Source organism: Egicoccus halophilus (assembly GCF_004300825.1).
Classification (GTDB): Bacteria; Actinomycetota; Nitriliruptoria; order Nitriliruptorales; family Nitriliruptoraceae; genus Egicoccus; species Egicoccus halophilus.
On sequence record NZ_CP036250.1, the window covers coordinates 23,122 to 40,589 of the forward strand.

Annotated in this window: 19 protein-coding genes; 7 read left to right on the top strand and 12 right to left on the bottom strand. The window is 67.0% G+C overall.

Going from position 1 to position 17,468, the window contains the following annotated elements; all coding sequences use genetic code 11:
• Nucleotides 1-101: 101 nt before the first annotated feature.
• The 3 genes from ELR47_RS00130 to ELR47_RS00140 are packed head-to-tail and all read left to right on the top strand — an operon-like array spanning nt 102 to nt 2,474.
• Nucleotides 102-815, top strand: coding sequence for a PIG-L deacetylase family protein (locus tag ELR47_RS00130; protein ID WP_130651138.1), 714 nt, complete (start codon nt 102-104; stop codon nt 813-815).
• Nucleotides 816-834: 19 nt separating this feature from the next.
• Complete coding sequence (locus tag ELR47_RS00135; protein ID WP_130648040.1) at nt 835-1,533, top strand: 4-carboxy-4-hydroxy-2-oxoadipate aldolase/oxaloacetate decarboxylase; 699 nt, start codon at nt 835-837, stop codon at nt 1,531-1,533.
• The gene (locus tag ELR47_RS00140; protein ID WP_130648041.1) at nt 1,530-2,474 is read left to right on the top strand and encodes a Gfo/Idh/MocA family oxidoreductase; all 945 of its coding nucleotides are present in this window, start codon (nt 1,530-1,532) and stop codon (nt 2,472-2,474) included. The genes ELR47_RS00135 and ELR47_RS00140 overlap by 4 nt, the downstream gene beginning before the upstream one ends.
• Here the strand turns inward: ELR47_RS00140 and ELR47_RS00145 are convergent.
• A complete protein-coding gene (locus ELR47_RS00145) occupies nt 2,464-3,342 on the bottom strand; it encodes an amidohydrolase family protein (protein WP_130648042.1) in 879 nt (292 codons plus the stop codon). The two genes, ELR47_RS00140 and ELR47_RS00145, sit on opposite strands and share 11 nt — an antisense overlap.
• Before the next feature lie 116 nt (nt 3,343-3,458).
• Between ELR47_RS00145 and ELR47_RS00150 the strand changes: the two genes are divergently transcribed.
• Nucleotides 3,459-4,268 (top strand): alpha/beta fold hydrolase, encoded by an 810-nt coding sequence (locus ELR47_RS00150; protein ID WP_130648043.1) that lies wholly within the window; start codon nt 3,459-3,461, stop codon nt 4,266-4,268.
• 137 nt (nt 4,269-4,405) lie between these two features.
• On the opposite strand, the gene ELR47_RS00155 is transcribed toward ELR47_RS00150, so the two are convergent.
• From ELR47_RS00155 to ELR47_RS00205, 11 genes are all read right to left on the bottom strand, one after another.
• Nucleotides 4,406-5,905 carry a tripartite tricarboxylate transporter permease gene (locus ELR47_RS00155; RefSeq protein ID WP_165403735.1) on the bottom strand — a complete coding sequence of 500 codons (1,500 nt, stop codon included), beginning with the start codon at nt 5,903-5,905 and terminating at the stop codon, nt 4,406-4,408.
• A 62-nt stretch (nt 5,906-5,967) separates the two neighbouring features.
• A complete protein-coding gene (locus tag ELR47_RS00160) occupies nt 5,968-6,549 on the bottom strand; it encodes a hypothetical protein (protein WP_130648045.1) in 582 nt (193 codons plus the stop codon).
• Between the two features lie 179 nt (nt 6,550-6,728).
• The gene (locus tag ELR47_RS00165; RefSeq protein WP_130648046.1) at nt 6,729-7,892 is read right to left on the bottom strand and encodes a hypothetical protein; all 1,164 of its coding nucleotides are present in this window, start codon (nt 7,890-7,892) and stop codon (nt 6,729-6,731) included.
• A gap of 269 nt (nt 7,893-8,161) precedes the next feature.
• Nucleotides 8,162-9,346, bottom strand: coding sequence for an MFS transporter (locus ELR47_RS00170; protein ID WP_130648047.1), 1,185 nt, complete (start codon nt 9,344-9,346; stop codon nt 8,162-8,164).
• Nucleotides 9,347-9,416: 70 nt separating this feature from the next.
• Nucleotides 9,417-10,253 carry an SDR family NAD(P)-dependent oxidoreductase gene (locus ELR47_RS00175; RefSeq protein ID WP_165403736.1) on the bottom strand — a complete coding sequence of 279 codons (837 nt, stop codon included), beginning with the start codon at nt 10,251-10,253 and terminating at the stop codon, nt 9,417-9,419.
• Between the two features lie 63 nt (nt 10,254-10,316).
• Nucleotides 10,317-10,607, bottom strand: a complete 291-nt coding sequence (locus ELR47_RS00180; protein ID WP_130648049.1) for a hypothetical protein — start codon at nt 10,605-10,607, stop codon at nt 10,317-10,319.
• A 61-nt stretch (nt 10,608-10,668) separates the two neighbouring features.
• Nucleotides 10,669-11,658 carry a substrate-binding domain-containing protein gene (locus ELR47_RS00185; RefSeq protein ID WP_130648050.1) on the bottom strand — a complete coding sequence of 330 codons (990 nt, stop codon included), beginning with the start codon at nt 11,656-11,658 and terminating at the stop codon, nt 10,669-10,671.
• A gap of 41 nt (nt 11,659-11,699) precedes the next feature.
• Nucleotides 11,700-12,359, bottom strand: coding sequence for an RraA family protein (locus ELR47_RS00190; protein WP_130648051.1), 660 nt, complete (start codon nt 12,357-12,359; stop codon nt 11,700-11,702).
• Between the two features lie 64 nt (nt 12,360-12,423).
• Entirely contained in the window at nt 12,424-13,086 is a 663-nt protein-coding gene (locus ELR47_RS00195; protein WP_130648052.1) for an RraA family protein, read from the bottom strand.
• Complete coding sequence (locus ELR47_RS00200; RefSeq protein WP_130648053.1) at nt 13,083-14,051, bottom strand: DODA-type extradiol aromatic ring-opening family dioxygenase; 969 nt, start codon at nt 14,049-14,051, stop codon at nt 13,083-13,085. The genes ELR47_RS00195 and ELR47_RS00200 overlap by 4 nt, the downstream gene beginning before the upstream one ends.
• A gap of 58 nt (nt 14,052-14,109) precedes the next feature.
• On the bottom strand, nt 14,110-14,499 hold the full coding sequence (locus ELR47_RS00205; protein WP_130648054.1) for a RidA family protein: 390 nt from the start codon (nt 14,497-14,499) through the stop codon (nt 14,110-14,112).
• A 202-nt stretch (nt 14,500-14,701) separates the two neighbouring features.
• Here ELR47_RS00205 and ELR47_RS00210 point away from each other — a divergent pair, with 202 nt between their 5' ends.
• The 3 genes from ELR47_RS00210 (at nt 14,702) to ELR47_RS00220 (ending at nt 17,358) form a co-directional block, all read left to right on the top strand.
• Nucleotides 14,702-15,379: a nitroreductase family protein gene (locus ELR47_RS00210; RefSeq protein WP_130648055.1), complete on the top strand. Its 678-nt coding sequence runs from the start codon at nt 14,702-14,704 to the stop codon at nt 15,377-15,379.
• Between the two features lie 5 nt (nt 15,380-15,384).
• Nucleotides 15,385-16,185: a sulfite exporter TauE/SafE family protein gene (locus ELR47_RS00215; RefSeq protein ID WP_130648056.1), complete on the top strand. Its 801-nt coding sequence runs from the start codon at nt 15,385-15,387 to the stop codon at nt 16,183-16,185.
• 159 nt (nt 16,186-16,344) lie between these two features.
• Nucleotides 16,345-17,358, top strand: coding sequence for an amidohydrolase family protein (locus tag ELR47_RS00220; protein WP_130648057.1), 1,014 nt, complete (start codon nt 16,345-16,347; stop codon nt 17,356-17,358).
• Nucleotides 17,359-17,468: the final 110 nt, after the last annotated feature.

Below are 17,468 nucleotides of genomic sequence, written 5' to 3' on the forward strand. Positions count from 1 at the left end.
CCCTGCCTTGTCCGGTCGCGGATGACCGCCTAGCTTGGGCTGCCCCCGGGCGACGAAGGACGAATGCCGTGGCCGACACCGAGTCCTGTCCCACCCAGTCCATGCTGGTGATCAGTGCTCACGCCGCCGACTTCGTCTGGCGTGCCGGAGGCGCGATGGCGCTGTACGCGTCGCGTGGGCACCGCGTGACACTGGTCTGCCTCTCCTACGGCGAACGCGGCGAATCCGCACGCCTCTGGCGGCAGGGACTGGACCTGGAACAGGTGAAGCGTGTGCGCCACGACGAGGCCGCGGCGGCGGCGGCGAAGCTGGGCGCCGAACTGCACACGCTCGATGTCGGTGACTACCCGATCGTGGAGACGCCAGAACTCCTCGACCGACTCGTCGGCCTCTATCGCGGCGTCCAGCCGTCGCTGGTCCTGACACATACCGAAAGCGACCCGTGGAACACCGATCACGCCCTCACTCACCACCTGGCCATGAAGGCTCGGATCATCGCGCAAGCGCCCGGCTACGACCCCTCCGGGGAGGTCATCGGCGCACCACCGGTCTTCCTCTTCGAGCCCCATCAAACGGAGTACTGCGGCTTCCAACCCAACGTGCTGCTCGACATCACCGACGTCTGGGAAACGAAGTACGAGGCCATGCAGTGCATGGGGGGCCAACAGCACCTGTGGGAGTACTACACGGACGTCGGCAAACGCCGTGGCGTTCAGGCGAAACGCAACTCCGGTCCGAACCTCGGCCTCGTGACGGATGCTCGGGCCGAGGCGTTCATGCGGGTCTATCCGCAGGTCGCCGACGAGCTCGCCTGACGGCGTGAGAGGCTCCCGTATGCTTGCCGTGCACGGAATCGTCCGCAACATCGAGCGAGCGGACGCGGCCCATATCCGTGCGCTCGCCGGCGCCGGTGTCGCGACGGTCCATGAGACGACAAGGCGACGCGGCCCTCTGAGACCGAGCATCCGGCCGGCCCGAGCCGGAAGCAGCGTCGCCGATTCGGCCGTGACGGTGTCCTGCCAGGCAGGCGACCATTTCATGATTCATGCCGCCGTCGAGGGCGTCCGGGAGGGCGACATGGTCGTCATGGGAACGACCTCCCGCTCAACCGACGGGATGTTCGGCGAGCTCCTGGCGACCTCATCCCGTGCGGCCGGGTGCGCCGGCGTCTACCCCGATGCGGACGTTCGCGACGTCAGCGAACTGAACGCGATGGGTTTCCCGGTCTGGTGCCGTGCTGTGCACACCCAGGGCACGGTGAAGGCGACACCGGGGTCGGTGAACGTCCCCGTCGTGCTCGCGGGCATGTTGGTACGACCGGGCGACGTCGTGGTGGCCGACGACGACGACGGCGTCGGGGTGCCTCGGGACGGAACAGAGCAGATCGCGGACGCCAGTCGGCAACGGCTACAGCGCGAGGAGGCGACGCGGGAACGGCTCGCGAATGCGGAGCTCGACCTGGACATCTACGGCCTTCGCGAGCGGCTGGCGGATGTTGGTGTCGTCCATCAGGACCATGGGGGCGACGCGTGAAGGTCCTACTCGCCGGCGAGGGCGCCATCGGACAGAAGCACCTCCAGGCCCTGCAACGCATCGAGGGCGTCGAGGTCGTCGGTCTTGCCGGCGGCGAGGAGCAGGCGACGGCACGCGTGGCCGCGGAGAACGGCATCCCGCACTGGTCGATCGGTGTGGACGGGTTCCTCGACAGCCCGGAGATCGAGGCCGTCGTGCTGGCCACGCCGACACCGCTACACGCCGACCAGGCGGTGTCCTGCCTGCAGGCAGGCAAGCACGTCCTCATCGAGATTCCCGTCGCCGAATCGCTCGCCGACGCGGAGCGCGTCGCAACGATCGCACGCGAGGCCGAGCGGATCGCAATGGTCTGCCACACCCGCCGGTTCAATCCTGGGCACCGGTGGTTGCACGCCCGCATCGCGACGGCAGAATTCCGCCTTCAGCATCTCCTGGCGACGACCGTCTTCCTGCGCCGGGAGAACCGCAATGCTCTCGGCCAGCCTCGCTCCTGGACCGATCACCTGCTCTGGCACCATGCCTGCCACACCGTTGACCTGTTCGTTCATCAGACCGGGCAGGAACCGGACCACGTCTGGGCCCTGCAGGGACCCATCCACCCGGAGCTTGGCATCGCCATGGACATGAGCGTCGGACTCGCGAACGACGGGGGCGCGATCTGCACGCTGGCCCTGTCGTTCAATCATGATGGGCCGCTCGGAACCCGCTTCTGCTACATCGGCGACACCGGGACCTATACGGCGTTCTACGACGACTTGAAGGACGGATTCGGCAACGAGATCGACCTCGGCGAACTCAACGCCATCCCCGATGGAATTGAGGTTCAGGACCGCGAGTTCGTGGCGTCGATCCTCGAACGACGCATGCCAGCGTCAACGGTCTCTGACATCATGCCGACCATGCGGACGTTGGACCGCCTCGACCGTGCGCTCAACCGCTGAGCGGATAGAGCCGCCGCGGATTGTCCACAAGCACGGCTTGGCGCGAGCGCTCCGACCCGAGCACGTCCGCGAGCAGGTCGACCAGGTCCCCGTCGTCTGGCATGAAGCGGACGTTCGGGTGCGGCCAGTCGGTTCCCCAGAGCACGCGGTCCGGGGCCTGATCGACGAGGGCCACCATGAACGGGACGACATCGCGGTAGCGCGTAGATCCGTCGGTCCCTGTCAGACGTTCGGCACCGGAGATCTTGACCCAGCACCGCTCGTCCTCGAGCAGCTCCAGCAAGGCGACGAATGCCGGCTGGTCGACGCCGGCCGAAGCATCGACCCGCGCCATGTGGTCGATGACGAAGGCCACCGGCAGTCGCTGCAGGGCCGCTCCCATCCCGAGAAGGTCCTTCGCGTCGAGATGTAGGACGGCGTGCCAGCCGAGCGGCGCGATCCGCTCGATCACGCGCCGGAACACGCCCATGTCCGGCGCGCCCCCGAGATGCTTGACGAAGTTGAACCGCGCCCCACGCACCCCCGCCGCGTGGAGTTCCTGCAACTGCTGATCGCCGACGCGATCGTCCACCATGGCGACGCCCGCGTAGCGCCCTGCGCCACGCCGGAGAGCATCGAGCATCGCGCGGTTGTCCGTGCCGTGACACGATGCCTGGACGAAGACGGCGTGACGCATCCCCAAGGTCCGCTGGAGCTCCTCGAAGTGCTCCAAGCCGGCGTCAGGCGGCGTGTACGCCCGCCCAGGCGCGAACGGGAAGCGGTCGGCCGGACCGAAGATGTGGCAGTGAGCGTCGCACGCGCCGGCCGGTGCGACGAACCGGCGTGGAGGATGCGGCGCCGGATGCGGACCAGGGATCGTCGGTTTCATGCGGCCTCCTTGACGACCAGATCCGCACGGCCGGCCGGACGTCACGACGTCGAATCTCTGGGCGAGCCTAGCCGGATCGTCTAGGCTAAGGTTATACCTTCAATAAGGAGCCGCCCGTGGCCGACGACATCCGCAGCCAGACCGTGTCCATGAGCCACGGCACCACGCGCTACTTCGAGGTCGGTTTCGGTGAGCAGGCCGCGCTGCTGCTCCACGGGGTCGGCTACAGCCCTGCGGCCACGAGCTGGCTCCCGACGATGGGGCTGATGCGCGATTCGGGGATCCGCCTCATCGCCCCGGACTTCGTCGGGTGGGGCGAGGGGGACGTCCTGGAGCAGGAGTACTCGTTCGCCTACCTGGTGGACTTCGTCCGCGAGTTCCAGGACGCACTCGGGCTCACGCGGACGCACATCGTCGGACACTCCATGGGTGGATGGATCGCGTCGATTTTCGCCTACGAGAGCCCGAACCGCGTGGAGAAGCTCGTCCTGATCGGCAGTGGTGGGATCGCGACCCGCAAACTTGCGTCCATGGTGGAGTGGCAGCCCCCCACCGAGGAAGAGGTCCGGGCGGACATGGCGTTCCTCGCCGAACAGGACATGCCGCGTCAGGACCTGCTCGACGAGGCGCTGGCCCGCGCGTCGGACGAGGCCCACATCGGTAGCTACCGCCGCATCAAGACGCACATGAGCGTCCCCGAGACGCGCACTCGATACCAGACCGTGCGGCGACTCCCCCACGTGCACAACGATGCGCTGGTGCTCTGGGGGACCGACGACGACATCAACGACATGTCGCTGGCGGAGAAGACTCACGAATTGCTCCCGAACAGCACCCTGCACGCACACCCCGGGCTGGGGCACTTCCTGCCGCAACAGAATCCGGACGTCGTCGCCGACGAACTGCGCACCTTCCTGAAGGGCTGATCGGTAAGGCACCCGTACCACCGCCCAGGGCTGACGCCTTGTCGTCGCCCTGGGCGTTCGATTTTGCGAGGGGGCCGCTGCCCGAGTCGCGCGGCGGCGCCAGCGGGACGCGACGGGGGCCGGTCGCAGCGCTGGCGTTACGACGTCGGGCCCACCAGCTCGGCGTCCCGTCGCCGGTTGCGCTGGTCCGCGTACAGCTTGGCGCCGATGACGAGCACCGGGATGCTGAGGATGGCCATCGTCCACGGGCGAAGGAGGAAGGACCATCCGAACAGCCGCTGCGACAGGATGTAGTTGCGCTCGAGCAGCGGCCCCAGCACGAAACCGATGACGAAGGTCGACCGGGAATAGCCGTAGCGCTTCAGGGCGTAGCCGAGGAAACCGAACCCGACCACGACGAACAGGTCCCCGGCGTTGAACGATGCCGTGAATCCTCCCCACAGGCAGATGAGGATGATCGCGGGGATGAGCCGCTCACCCTTGACCATGGTGAGACGTGCGAGCGGTATCGCGGCCCCCAGCGAGAGCAACGTCGCCATGATGTTCGAGATGACGATGAGCCAGATGATCATCCACGTCAGTGGCAGCTGGGTCGTCACCATCTCTGGCCCGGGGGTGATACCAATTCCGATGAAGGCCGCCAGAAGTATGGCCATGTTCGCAGAGCCCGGCACCCCGAAGACCAAGGTCGGAACGAGACTCCCGCCCTCCTTGCTGTTGGTGGCGGCATCCGACGAGATGACGCCCTCGACGGCGCCCTTTCCGAATTGTGCGCGGTTCGGCGACACGGTGGCCGCGCGACCGTAGGCAAGGAATTGCGCTGCGCCCGAGCCCATGCCCGGGATGATGCCGACGATGACACCGATCAGACTGCTGGAGACCGTCGTCTTCCAGTACACTAGGACGTCCTTCGCCCCTTGCACCGTTCCACTCCACCCCAGACCCATGGAGTCGGTGCTCGCGTCCGCTGCGATGGCCGTCCTCCTGCGGCCGAGATCGATCATCTCGGTGATGGCGAAGAGTCCGATCACCACGGCGATCAGCGGGAAGCCCTCGCTCAGATAGCCGGAGCCGAAGGTGAATCGGAACTGGGCGGTCGCGCCCTCGACGCCGACGTAGGCAGCCATGAAACCGAGCCCCCCCGCGACCAGGCTTCGCGAGGTCTCACCGTCCTGGATCTGCGCGATCACGATGACCGCCACCAGCACCAGTGCGAAGAACTCGGGCGGCCCGAAGGCGAGCACCATTGGCCGGGCAATAGGCAGCACCGCACCGAGCGCGACGGCTCCGAGGATGCCACCTGCCAACGACGCGACGAGTCCTGCAGACACCGCACGGCCGCCCTCGCCGCGTTGCGCCATGGGGTAGCCGTCGAAGATGGTGGCGACACCGGAGGCGGAACCGGGAATGCCGAACAGCACGCCGGTAATGGTGTTGGCCGTCGAGGTCACCACGATCGCCGCGGTGAGAATCGCCACCGCTTCGATGGGTTCGAGCGCGAACGCGAAGGGAATGAGGATTGCCAGGACGAACGCACCACCCAGGCCCGGCATGACGGAGATCGAGGACGCGAGCAGGACTCCGAGGGCCGCCCACCCCAAAATGTCCCAACTGAGCAGGGCGAAGCCCTCGGCCATCCCCGAAAACATAGGAAGCCTCCACGGTCATTCGGTTCATCTGGATGAACCGCAACGTCACTTCACAGGCCGAGGCGACCCGGAAGGTCCAACAACCCCTCGTAGGGGCGGATTCCTACCCACATGATGAAGAAGGCGTATACGGCCGCACAGAAGACGGCCGTGTAGATGACGGTGAAGAAGTAACTTTCCTCCGCCTGCAACCGCAGGTACAACAGCAGGAACACGGGAAACCCGAGTACGAAGCCCATGGTCATCGGGATGAGACACGCCAACGCCACCCAGACGATCGAGCGGCGTGCGTTGATGCGGTCCCTGCGACGGCTCAGCTTCTCGCTCTCGTCGACATCGGGACCTCTCACCGCGGCCCTGTCCGCCGAGGGCTGCGACGTCGGTCCGTTCGGCGTTCGGATCGTGCGGAGGTAGCGCAGTACGCTCCTACCGGTCACGGTCGCCAGGATCACGAAAGCGGGCAGCGCCGTTGCAACGGGCAACAGGCGCGCTTCGGTCGAGTAGCTGAACGACCGAACGATATAGGCGATCACCAGCAGCATCAGGAAGGTGCTGACCCAGATGTCCGACCGCGTACCGACGCGGGTGGCACCGATCACCTCTTCGGCTCGGACGTCCACCTCGCCCGGCACCGGCTGGTCCCCTGCCGGGTCCTCCGGGGCTCCCACGTCACCCGGTTGGCGCACTCCGTTCCGTTGTGGTCCAGAAACGTCATCCGTTGCGTCCATGGCGTCTCTCCCGTCCGCGCGCCGCCACCTGTGCGGCGGCGGTGGCACGCGACGACTCGCCGCGCCCCACCGCCGCTCGCCGGCTAGTCGGCGACGTTGATCAGTTCGATGTACGCGTCCGGGATCGACTCGGCGACGTTGACGATCAGTGACTGCAGCTCCTCACCACCGATGGCGTCGACGGGACGCCCGTCAGCCTCCATCTGCGACAGCCACTCCTCGTCTAGGATCATGTTCCGGAAGGCATCACGAAGCGCTGCGAGCTGGTTGGCGTCGAGATCCGGCGGCGCGAAGAGACCACGACCCATTTCGATGATGTTCGAGTGGGTCTCGAGCAGAAGGCTGCCCTCCTCACCATCGATCAGGTGATCGAGATCGCTCGCCAGCGTGACACGGGAGATGTCGACGACTTCGTCTTCGCCGGGCATCGCGCCGATGGCCCCGATCTGCAGGATGTCGCCGGCCTGCTCCGCACCGAGTCGCGAGGCCGGGCTCCCGGTCTGTGCATCGACGTCACCCCGGATCACCGCCAGCTCCGTGGCCGCGCTTCCTTCGAAGCCCGCGACGACTTCGGCGTCCAGGCCGAAGGCGTTGACGATTACCGTCGCATCGACCCAGTCGCCACCGCCGAGGTCGGTTGCCCCGAAGCGCAGACCCTCCGTCGTGAGCATCTCCTCGAGGCTCTCGATCCCGGTGTGGGCGCCGACCGAGATCGCCCGGGGTTCGGCCACCACACGGCCGATTGCGTTCCACTCGGTGATGTCGTAATTGACACGCTCATCGCCCGTCAGCTGGCTGAGCACCCAACCGCTCACCCGGTTGAAGGTCAACACCGTGGCATTCCCCGCGTTGGACGTCAGCCAGTTCCCGACGGTCGCTCCACCAGCCCCCGTGCGGTGTGTCACCTGAATCGAGTTGTCGAGTTGTTCCGCCAGTCCGGCCGCGATCGCGCGCGCGTACGCGTCCATCCCGCCACCCGGATCGACCGCGAGGGCCATCTCGATGTCGTTCTCGGCGAAGAAGGCATAGCCAGCTTCGAGGTCGATCTCGCCGGATCCGTTCGGATCGTCCTCGCCGGATCCGTTCGGATCGTCCTCGCCGGATCCGTTCAGATCGTCCTCGTCGGTCTGTTCCGGCTCCATGGTCGCCGCATCTTCGGCGGCACCGTCGGCGTCAGGCTCCGCTCCGCCACATGCGGCGGCGAGCAGCATGACCGCGGAGGCCAATGCGAGCAAGCGTGGCTTCATCTCGAGATCCTCTCCCTGGGTCTTCGATCGACTGGTCGACGGGGCATCGTCGCCGCCCGTTCACGCGGGCAAGGGTCGTGCCCCTCCGCGCTCGCGCTTCAGCGGCCGTGACCTTAATCACGTGAAGCCGATCTGCATGCAAATCTTCATACCTTTTGCGACTAGCGAACTATCAAGCTCGTAAGCGCACACGGAACCGTGCAGCCCTCGGCCAGCCGGAGGTCGCTCCGGTCCGGGAGCAGGTCGGGTCGACGGTCCGCGGATGTCGGTCATCGTGCCGCCGACGCGTCCGGGGACGGACCTGTCCGCCCACGCACGGCCGCAACCGCGATCGCGGCGGCGGCCACGGCGGCACTCAACGGGAAGGCCAGGACCATGCCGACGCCCGCGACCAACGGCCCGACCACGATCGGCGCCGTGCTTCCTGCGACGTTGTTGACCGTCTGACGCAGCCCGAGCACCAGGCCCCGCTGGCTCTCGCTGGCACTGTTGGTCACGATCGTCAACAACAGGGGAAGACTCAGCCCGCTGCCGATCCCGAACATCGCCGCCGGCAGGTAGACCAAGGGCGGCTGCACCAACTGTGGCCCGAAGGCGATGCCGACTGCTGCGCACCCCAACGCGCTGGCACAGACGGTGGCGGGCCGAGCGAAGCGGCACCAGAACCCCGCCGTCGGCGCCATCATGGTCGCCACCAGACCGCTCATGGCGATCACGGAGCCCGCGACGGCCGGGTCGACACCCGCTTCCACGATCAGGACCGGGAAGAAACCGGTGAACGTCTTCGCCAACCAGAGCCTGGCACCGGTGAGGAAAAGCGCGGCCTGCACGCCCGGCACGGCCACCAGACCAAGCGCGCGGCGGAAGCCCACGTCGCGACGCCTGCGTTTCGCCGAGATCGAGACCCGTCCCGACCACTTCAGGCCTAGGCCCAGCACGAAGAAGACGCCGGCATAGGCGGCGATGAACAAGAAAGCCCATCGGAATCCGACGAACTGCGCGACCACGCCCGTCAGCAGCGGCGCGATCATGGTCCCGGCGTTGCTGAACAGGCTGAACCGGCCGGTGTTGGCGGCACGCGCGGTTCCTGTGGCCATGCCGGTGACGTAGGACTGCGAAGCGATCCATCCGAGCCCACGCGTGGCGCCGAAGGCGAGCTGCAACACAAGCAGGACCCAGTGGTTGACCACCAGGGCGGCGAGCGCCGCCACGATCGCCGACGTGCCCGCTCCAAGGAGAAAGCCGCGCCGCGGACCGAACCGGTCGACCACCTCGCCGAGTGGCACGGCGAGGAGCACCGGCAGGATCGACGCGGCTGCGACGAGCAGCCCGATGAACTCGAAGGACGCACCGAGCTCCCGCGCCCGTAGCGGCATCAGGAACACCATCGAGTTGCCGATGCCGAGACCGAAGGCGCCGATCGCGTAGGCCAACAGCCGGGCGCTGCCCGACATGGGCTCGGCCTGCCCCGTTGGTCCCCCGTCCCGCTCGGACGACGCCGGTGTTGCGGCTCCGGTCTGGTCTTCAGGCACGGACGTCGTGCCCGTCTTCCAGGCCCAGACGCTGGGCCTCCGCCAGGTGCGCGGCTTCGAGCGAGTCGACGAGCGGACCGAGGTGCGGGGGGCCGCCCACGAGATAGCGAGATCTCGGAGCCGAGTCCGTTGCCGCAGCGAGCACGGCCCGAGTAACCGGCGTCAGGTCGTCCGGGCCGCCCTCGATCCGTTCGGCGAGCCCGCTCGCAAAGTCCTCCACAAGTTCGGCGTAGGCGCCGGGCGGTTCAGCATCGCCCGACAGGTTCGCGGCGATCGCTGTCCGGAACGCACCGGGCAGCACGGAACACACGCGAACCCCGAAGCTTCGAACTTCGAGATCCATGGACGCCGACGCGGAATCGAGTGCGTGTTTGGTCGCACAGTACGCACCGAGAAACGGGGTGCACAGAACCGCACCGATGGCCGTCACGTTGACGATGCGTCCCGCGCCCCGTGCGCGCATCTGCGGGAGAAGCCGTCGCGCGAGGTCGACCGGCCCGAAAAAATTGGTGGCGAACATCTGCTCCAACGTCTTCGGAGGCATGTCCTCGAGGGAGCCGACGCGAAGAATGCCCGCGTTGTTCACCAGCACGTCGATCGCCCCATAACGCGTGAAAACCTCGTCGATGGCCTGTTCCCGCGACGACTCAACCGCGACGTCGAGCACCGCGACGTCGACGGCCCCCCTTCCACCTTCACGCTCCCGGCGCAGGTCGGCTGCCGCCTCAGGGCGCCGTGCTGAAGCCACGACGTCCATTCCCGCGTCCGCGAGTTGTCCGACGATGGCGCGCCCGAAACCGGAGTTGCTTCCAGTGACCAACGCTCTCACAGCATCTCTCCACCCATGTTGGCAGCAATGCAACGGCGTGTGTCGGCCTGCCGACTGAGACGATCAGCGGCGCGGTGCACCGGCACGATCTGCACGACGGACGAACTCCTCGATGGCCGGCCAGCTTTCGGGGCCGAAGACCTGTTCCACGAGCTGGTGCGCCATTCGGTCGTCTTTCCCGCGCCGCCATCGGTCCTGCAGCCGCCACGCTTCGGCTTTCGACACCACCGGTGGCAGGGTCGGCGGCAGTCGACCGCGGTTCTGGGCTCCCGCGGCGAGCAGGTAGGCCAATGGCGGATCCATCTTGCGGCGGAGGCGGTAGAACGTCATCAGCGACCGCAGGTCGTTGATCACCGAAACCTCCCCCACCGAGCGCCGCCGCAAGTCTGTGGAGACGACGCGCCGGGCGCCTGAATCAGAGTTGCAGCGTTCGTTCGTCGAAGATGTCGCTGGAGCTCAGTTGCCGCGCAGTGAGCCCCTGCTCATGGGCGTAGCGACCAAGCGTTTCGAGTTCTGGCGCATTGTCGATCGCGCCGTAGCGGAAGGGATTCTCCGTGATCGGCTCGGGACGGCCCGGTACGACGAAATCTTTGGCCAGTTCGACGGTACGCCGGTACGCGACGTCGTTCGCACGGAGGAAGGCCGAGTACGCGTTCAGAACCACCCAGGGGTGCGCTTCGACCAACGAACGGCGGATGACAACCGCGTGATTGATGGGGTACAGACCCGACTTCTCGTAGTAGCGGGCGGATTCCTCAGCCGCGTGGAACAGCGGCAGGACCTCACCACCGTCGGTAATCTCCCCCCGACTGCGGTCGACGAGATTTTCGTCCTTGATGTACATCAGGGAGGCGTCGATCGCCCTCTTCTGCAGGAAGGTCGCCATGGTCTCTTCGCGGGGGATCCGGTTGATGACCACACCGTCCGGGGGCGTGAACCCGGTTCCCGAGGCATGATCCATGCCGTCGCCGCGTTCCATGTACCAGGTGATGTCTCGTGGCGTGACGTCGAAGTGGTCCTCGAGAACTCCTCGCGTCCAGACCGCGGCCGTCTGCTGATACTCCGGCACCCCCACCTTTCGGCCCTTGAGGCCGCCTGGGTCGGTGATGCCGCTGTCGGCCCGGACGTGGATACCGGTGTGGAAGAATCGCCGAGACGTGAAGATCGGGATGGCGACCCAGTCCAACGCGTCCTTGCCAAACCGGTCGGCCATCACGTACAGCGAGGCGAGAGACATCTCCGAGATGTCGAAATCTCCGAAATGGAGTTGCCGCCAAAACATTTCCGACGGGTGGACGCTCGAGATCACGAGGTCCATCCCTTGCGCCTGAACGGAACCATCGGACAACGGTTGCGTCCTCGGATTGTCACTGAGGACGGCGCTGAGCTGCAGCGTTTTTTTCATGTCACCACTTCCCTGGGCGCACTGGATGCCCCGATCTGTGTTCAGCGAAGACCGAGCAGGTCCAGCGTGCTGGCGCCCTGCCTGATCTGCTCGACCATCGTTCGTTCTTTCTCGATGCGTTGCACGGCGGCGTCCACGACCCGATCCGCGTTGCGTGCGGGGACGACGACCACGCCATCCACGTCGCCGACGATCAGGTCGCCGGTGCGGATGCGGGCGGTTCCGAGGGTGATCGGCAGACGGACGAAACCTGCACTGTCCGGGTCCTTCACGGTCCCGCGGATGCACAACTGCCCCGCGAAGATCGGAAACGGCAGCTCCACGAGCACCGCGGCATCCCGGACCCCACCGTCGAAGACCAACCCGCGCAGGCCCCGCGCCATGGCGGCCTCGGTCGTGATCTCGCCCCAGTATCCGGCCTCCGCAGGCTGCGTCTGCCCGGCGACGAGCACACTGCCCTCGGGGGCCGCCGAGATCGCCCGGTGCAGCCACAGGTTGTCACCGGGGGGGACGGCCACCGTGTAGGCCGGCCCCCAGACCTGCATGGCCGGGTTGATCGGCTTGATCCGCGCGGGGAGGTCACCCGTCCGGCCCTGTGCCTCGTGCAGGTCAGCCGCGGTCGGGGGCGGCTGGTCACCGAGCCAACGCAGGTCGGTCCCAAGCCAGCGCCCGCCGTTCGCTTGCGCATTTTGCTCGCTCATCCGCACAGTTCCCGTTCTGATGTCGTCATGGCTCGGCAGGGCGTTGCCTAGGCGGTCGGAAGCGTCAATCGCTGTCGCTCTGGCGGCTCTGGAGCTTGTGGTACTGCGCGCGCTCGCGTGCCTCCCTGATGGAGTGGCCCTGCTCGAGCAACGACTCGATCTGGGCCTCCGCCTCGTTGATGCGCTTCGCCGCGTCAAGCACCGCCGCCTCGACGGCTTGGGGCACGACCACCACGCCATCACAATCGCCGACGATCAGGTCGCCGGGCGCGACCTGCACGCCGGACAAGGACACCGGTTCCTGCACGTCCGAGACTTCGACCCGGTCCTTGCCCGTGCGCATGGTGCGGACGCGCGAGTACAACGGATACCCGAGATCGACGGCGCGTTGCGTGTCGCGACAGGCACCGTCGATGACCGTGCCGGCGACGCCTTTCCGCGAGGCCATCTGGGTGAGGATGTCCCCCCAGACGGTGCACGACTCGTCGCCGGCGTTGTCGAGCACCACGACCGCCCCGGCCGGGACGTCATCGAGGTAGTCGCCCACCGTCCCTGGGTCGGTCGGGCTGATCCGCCGGTAGCGCACGGTGAAAGCGCGGCCCGCCATGGCGACCGAACGATCGATCGGCATCAGGCCGAGCGCGCATCCCTCGATGCCTTGACTGTCCAGCGCGTCCGAAATCGTGGCGGTCCCGAACGTCGTCCAAACCGAGAGGTCCTCGTTCATTCCCATACGGCAAATCCCATCCCGACGCCGGATCCCGCGGGAGAGCGGTAGTACGGCACATAGTCGATGACCTTGAAGTCGAGGTGCTCCGCAGCCCCCGCGGCAGTGATCCAGTTCTTCGCTTCCGAACTGCCCGACAGCAGACGGTCGGGGTCGATCTGCTCGATGTGTTCGCGGTCCCCCTGAGCGATCGCGTCCAACAGTCCGCGGTCGAGTTCCTCGTCCACGACGAAGTGGCTGAGACCACCGGAGCCGACGACGCAGACGTTGAGGTCCTCGTCCCACGATTCCACCGCGCGGCGAAGCCCCTGTCCCAACTCGAAACAACGGCCGGGCGCGGGCGTGTTCGGCGGGTAGTAGGTGTTGAGGTACACCGGGAGAACCGGGAGATCGAACTGATGCTCCAGGATGCGGTGGTAGACGAACGTCCACGCGTGACCGAGGGGCTTGTCCGTGGGCTGTTGGCGAAAGCTGTAGACATCGAAGTGCTGCTTGGTCAGCTCAGCGATGACGTGGCGACCCAGATCCCCATGCACCCGGACGGTGTGGTTGGTGCCGTCGCCGTGGTAGCCCCAGTAGGCGGAACGAAGGGTCGGATGCATGTGCTCGACATCCGGTGGCCGCGTTTCCACCTGATCATTCCAGTAGACGCCGAGAGCTGGAATGTTCTCCTTGTCGAACCATTCCTCCTGGTCATCACCCACGATGAGCAGCAAGTCGATGTCCCGCTCGCGGATCGTGGCCCCGAGTTTCGCAATCGCCGCCTGACACGCGTCGTTCTTGGCCGCGACGACATCGTCGGTCAACTGATCGGCGAGTTGCTCGCGGAGTCGCTCGGTTCGGCCGGCGTAGTCGGGGATCTGGGGGTTCTTCGCGTCGCGGCTGGCGTGCCCCTCGAACTCGTCGATCGGCGTACTCAACATCGGACTGTGCGAGGTTCCGATGCCCAACGTGATCTTTGCCATGTTCAGTCTTTCTTCTCGCGTGCGGCGCACCACCGACAACCGCCGCGCCGGGTGGCGGTCAGGAAGCCATCGCGACGATCTGCAGTTGGATGTTCATCTCGCCCGGCAAGTCCACACGAGAAACGTGGCGCACAGGGCGGTCGTCGTCATCCGGGAAGTACTTGAGCCAGTTGTCGTTGACGAAGTTGCGATGCGCCTTGTCGCGCAAACTCACATCCACCTTCGTGACATCGCCCCACGCGACCCCGGCCGCCTCGAGGACCGCTCCGAGATTGTCGAATGCGTTCGCGATCTCGGTCGCGACCTGATCGGGGAAGGTGCCCGTGGCTCGGTCGATACCGGGGACCGTGCCAGTGAAGAGCCAGCCACCCGCTTTGACCGCGACCGGAATGGGGTTGTCCCCGTGACCGAGCCCCTCGACTTCGATGACTTGGCGTTTCGCTGGCACGCTGCTCTCCTCTGTCGGCGTGGCACCAAGGCTGCATCACACGCGGGCCGCGCTCGCCGGTGGCACATCGCCAGCCGTCGCCGCTTTCCCTGCGGGAGAAAAGGTTATACCTTTTTTCCGCGAGAGGGGCAAGCCTTCGCACGACGCCGATGCGACGTGCCGAGCCGCCCCCCACGACGAGCACGGGTGACAAGGCGCGCCGATGGACCTCACGCACTGCGACCAGGCCTCAATCGACTACATCCTGAGCACCACGCGGACCGTCCGGCGGCGGCTCGAACTCGATCGGCCCGTTCCCGACGAAGTCCTGCTCGATTGCCTTCGGCTGGCGGTCCAGGCGCCCTCTGGCGGAGACCGTCAGCCATGGCGCTTCGTGGTCGTACGGGACCAGGAGCGGCGTGCCGCGATCGGCGCGTTGTTTCGGTCGCGAGGCGAGGCCTACCTGCGCGAGCGCCGCACGGGCGACCGCGCGCCGCGGGACGAGGTCCGGCTGCATCGGTCGGTGCGCCATCTGCTCGACACGATCGACCGGGTCCCGGTCCTGGTCATCCCCTGCCTGCTCGGCCGTCCACCCGCCGGCGTCGGCGCGGCAGCCTTCTACGGCTCGATCTACCCGGCGGTGTGGAGCTTCATGCTCGCGCTCCGCTCCCGTGGCTTGGGCGCCGCATGGACGACGTTCCACCTGCACCACGAGCGCGAGGCAGCCAGCATTCTCGACATCCCCCACGACGAGGTGACGCAGACCGCGCTGCTGCCTGTGGCCTACACGGTCGGATCCTCCTTCGCCGCGGCTCGTCGAACCCCCGCCGAACACGTCACCTACGTCGATCGCTGGGGCCATCCTGCATCGCCTTCTGCCACCACCACACGCGACGGCTGACGCCGATGTCCGCGCTCCAGGTCGTCATCCTCTTCTTCGCCGCCGCCGGGGCCGGTGCCGTGAACGCGGTCGTCGGCGCAGGAACACTGATCACGTTCCCGACCCTGTTGGCCATGGGGGTGCCGCCGGTCACGGCGAACGTGTCGAACGCGGTCGGGCTGGTGCCCGGGGGCCTGGCCGCTGCAGGGGCCTACCATCGGGTCCTGCACAGCCAGCGGCGGCTGGTGGCACGACTGCTCGTGCCCTCGGCCGCCGGGGCCGCACTCGGTGGCCTGCTCGTGCTCGCCTTCGACCCTGCGGTCTTCGCCGCCGCCGTCCCGGTGCTGCTCGTCGGCTCGGCCGTTCTCGCGCTGGCCCAACCGCGCATCACGCAGCTCATGCGGTCCCGGCCAGGACGCCGGACGGTCCCGTCGCGGCCGGCCGCCCGCGACGAGGACGCCGTCGGCGTGACGGGCGCAAGTGCGCCGCTGATGCTCGGCGTCGGGCTGACGGGCATCTACGGAGGCTACTTCGGCGCCGCGCAGGGGGTGGTGCTGCTCTGCCTGCTCGGCCTCCTGCTCCAGGCCGAGCTGACGGCCGTGAACGGGCTGAAGAACCTGCTGTCGACCACGGCCAACCTGTTGGCCGCATCGATCTTCGTGGTGGCCGGCGTCGTCGACTGGCGAATCGCCGGCGTCGTTGCCGTCGGCTCCGTGCTCGGCGGCTGGTTCGGCGCCAAGGGCGCGCAACGGCTGAACCCACGTCTGCTGCGCCTGAGCCTCGTCGTGGTGGCGGTCGCGGCCGCCATCCGCCAGATCGTGACCTGAGCCACTGGCCAGGTGGGCTGCCCGTCCCGCACGCTGGATCCCCAAAATGAATATTGTCAGACCATTCGCCGTGTTGCTAGCGTCGTGCGTACCAGGGACGGCCGTGACCTCGCTGAGGCGTTGCCGCGCTCGTACGACGACCGTCTGAAAGGAAGAGGGATGTACAACGGCAAGAAGGTCTTCGACGTGCATGGGCACGTCTCCGCCCCGATGGGGGGCGTCGGTCGCTTCAACATGGTGCTGCAGGCGACCAACATGGTGATCAACAACCCCATGGGTGATCCGACCCTGGCCGGGGTGTTCGGTCTGGAGGACGACGACTGGGACACGTCGGTCGGCAACCACCTCAAGGTGATGGACGAGCGTGACATCGACGTCCAGATCATCGGTCCACGGCCCTACCTCATGTTCGGGTGGATGCAGCCCCACCTGCTGCCGGTCTGGACACGGTTCGTGAATGACTCGATCGCCAAGCAGGTCGGGATGTTCCCCGAGCGGTTCCTGGGTGCCTGCCAGCTTCCGCAGAGCATCACCGAACCGGATGCGACGCACATGCTCGACGAACTCAACCGCTGCGTCGACGACTTCGGCTTCGTCGCCGCGTACGTGTCGCCGGACCCCACCGGGCGGCGCGACGGTCCCGGGCTCGCGGAGTCCTACTGGGACCCGCTGTACAAGCGGTGCGTCGAACTCAACGTCCCCATCATCATCCACGGGACCAACGTGCACGACCCGCGCTTCGCCCTGGTGCCGCACAACTACCAGCTGGGGTTCGTCGCCGAGCAGTACTGGGCCAACCAGGTCCTCTCGCACAGCGACGTGTTCGAGCGCTTCCCCGATCTCAAGGTCGTGATCTGCCACTGCGGGGGCTCGCTGGACCGCTGGATCCCGACGGATCCGCACCTCGCGCAGAAGGATCTGTCCGACAACCTGTTCTACGACACCTGTGCCCACGACGTGCACTACCTCGAGGCGGCGATCAAGCAGCGCACGGTCAAGCGGATGCTGTTCGGAACCGAGGCGCCCGGCTCGGGCAAGGCCATCCGTCCGGAGACGGGGCGTTCCGCCGACGACCTGGTCCCGGTCATCAGCGCGTACGACTTCCTGTCCGAGGAGGACAAGCTGGACATCTTCCACAACAACCCAGCCAAGATCTTCCCGCAGTTCACGTGACCGACGCGCCCCGACGCTCAACGGGGCGCGGCGCTCGGAAGGAGCGAGGGGGCCATCGGCCCCCTCGCTCCGCTGTCGCCGGGATCGAGCTGCCGTTGCCGGCATCCGCC

Excerpts from the sequence above, each read along its gene's own strand:
- ELR47_RS00130 (WP_130651138.1), top strand. The coding sequence starts at position 102 with ATGCTGGTGATCAGTGCTCACGCCGCCGACTTCGTCTGGCGTGCCGGA.
- ELR47_RS00135 (WP_130648040.1), top strand. The coding sequence starts at position 835 with ATGCTTGCCGTGCACGGAATCGTCCGCAACATCGAGCGAGCGGACGCG.
- ELR47_RS00145 (WP_130648042.1), bottom strand. The coding sequence starts at position 3,342 with ATGAAACCGACGATCCCTGGTCCGCATCCGGCGCCGCATCCTCCACGC.
- ELR47_RS00155 (WP_165403735.1), bottom strand. The coding sequence starts at position 5,905 with ATGGCCGAGGGCTTCGCCCTGCTCAGTTGGGACATTTTGGGGTGGGCG.
- ELR47_RS00165 (WP_130648046.1), bottom strand. The coding sequence starts at position 7,892 with ATGAAGCCACGCTTGCTCGCATTGGCCTCCGCGGTCATGCTGCTCGCC.
- ELR47_RS00170 (WP_130648047.1), bottom strand. The coding sequence starts at position 9,346 with ATGTCGGGCAGCGCCCGGCTGTTGGCCTACGCGATCGGCGCCTTCGGT.
- ELR47_RS00185 (WP_130648050.1), bottom strand. The coding sequence starts at position 11,658 with ATGAAAAAAACGCTGCAGCTCAGCGCCGTCCTCAGTGACAATCCGAGG.
- ELR47_RS00190 (WP_130648051.1), bottom strand. The coding sequence starts at position 12,359 with ATGAGCGAGCAAAATGCGCAAGCGAACGGCGGGCGCTGGCTTGGGACC.
- ELR47_RS00195 (WP_130648052.1), bottom strand. The coding sequence starts at position 13,086 with ATGAACGAGGACCTCTCGGTTTGGACGACGTTCGGGACCGCCACGATT.
- ELR47_RS00200 (WP_130648053.1), bottom strand. The coding sequence starts at position 14,051 with ATGGCAAAGATCACGTTGGGCATCGGAACCTCGCACAGTCCGATGTTG.
- ELR47_RS00210 (WP_130648055.1), top strand. The coding sequence starts at position 14,702 with ATGGACCTCACGCACTGCGACCAGGCCTCAATCGACTACATCCTGAGC.
- ELR47_RS00215 (WP_130648056.1), top strand. The coding sequence starts at position 15,385 with ATGTCCGCGCTCCAGGTCGTCATCCTCTTCTTCGCCGCCGCCGGGGCC.
- ELR47_RS00220 (WP_130648057.1), top strand. The coding sequence starts at position 16,345 with ATGTACAACGGCAAGAAGGTCTTCGACGTGCATGGGCACGTCTCCGCC.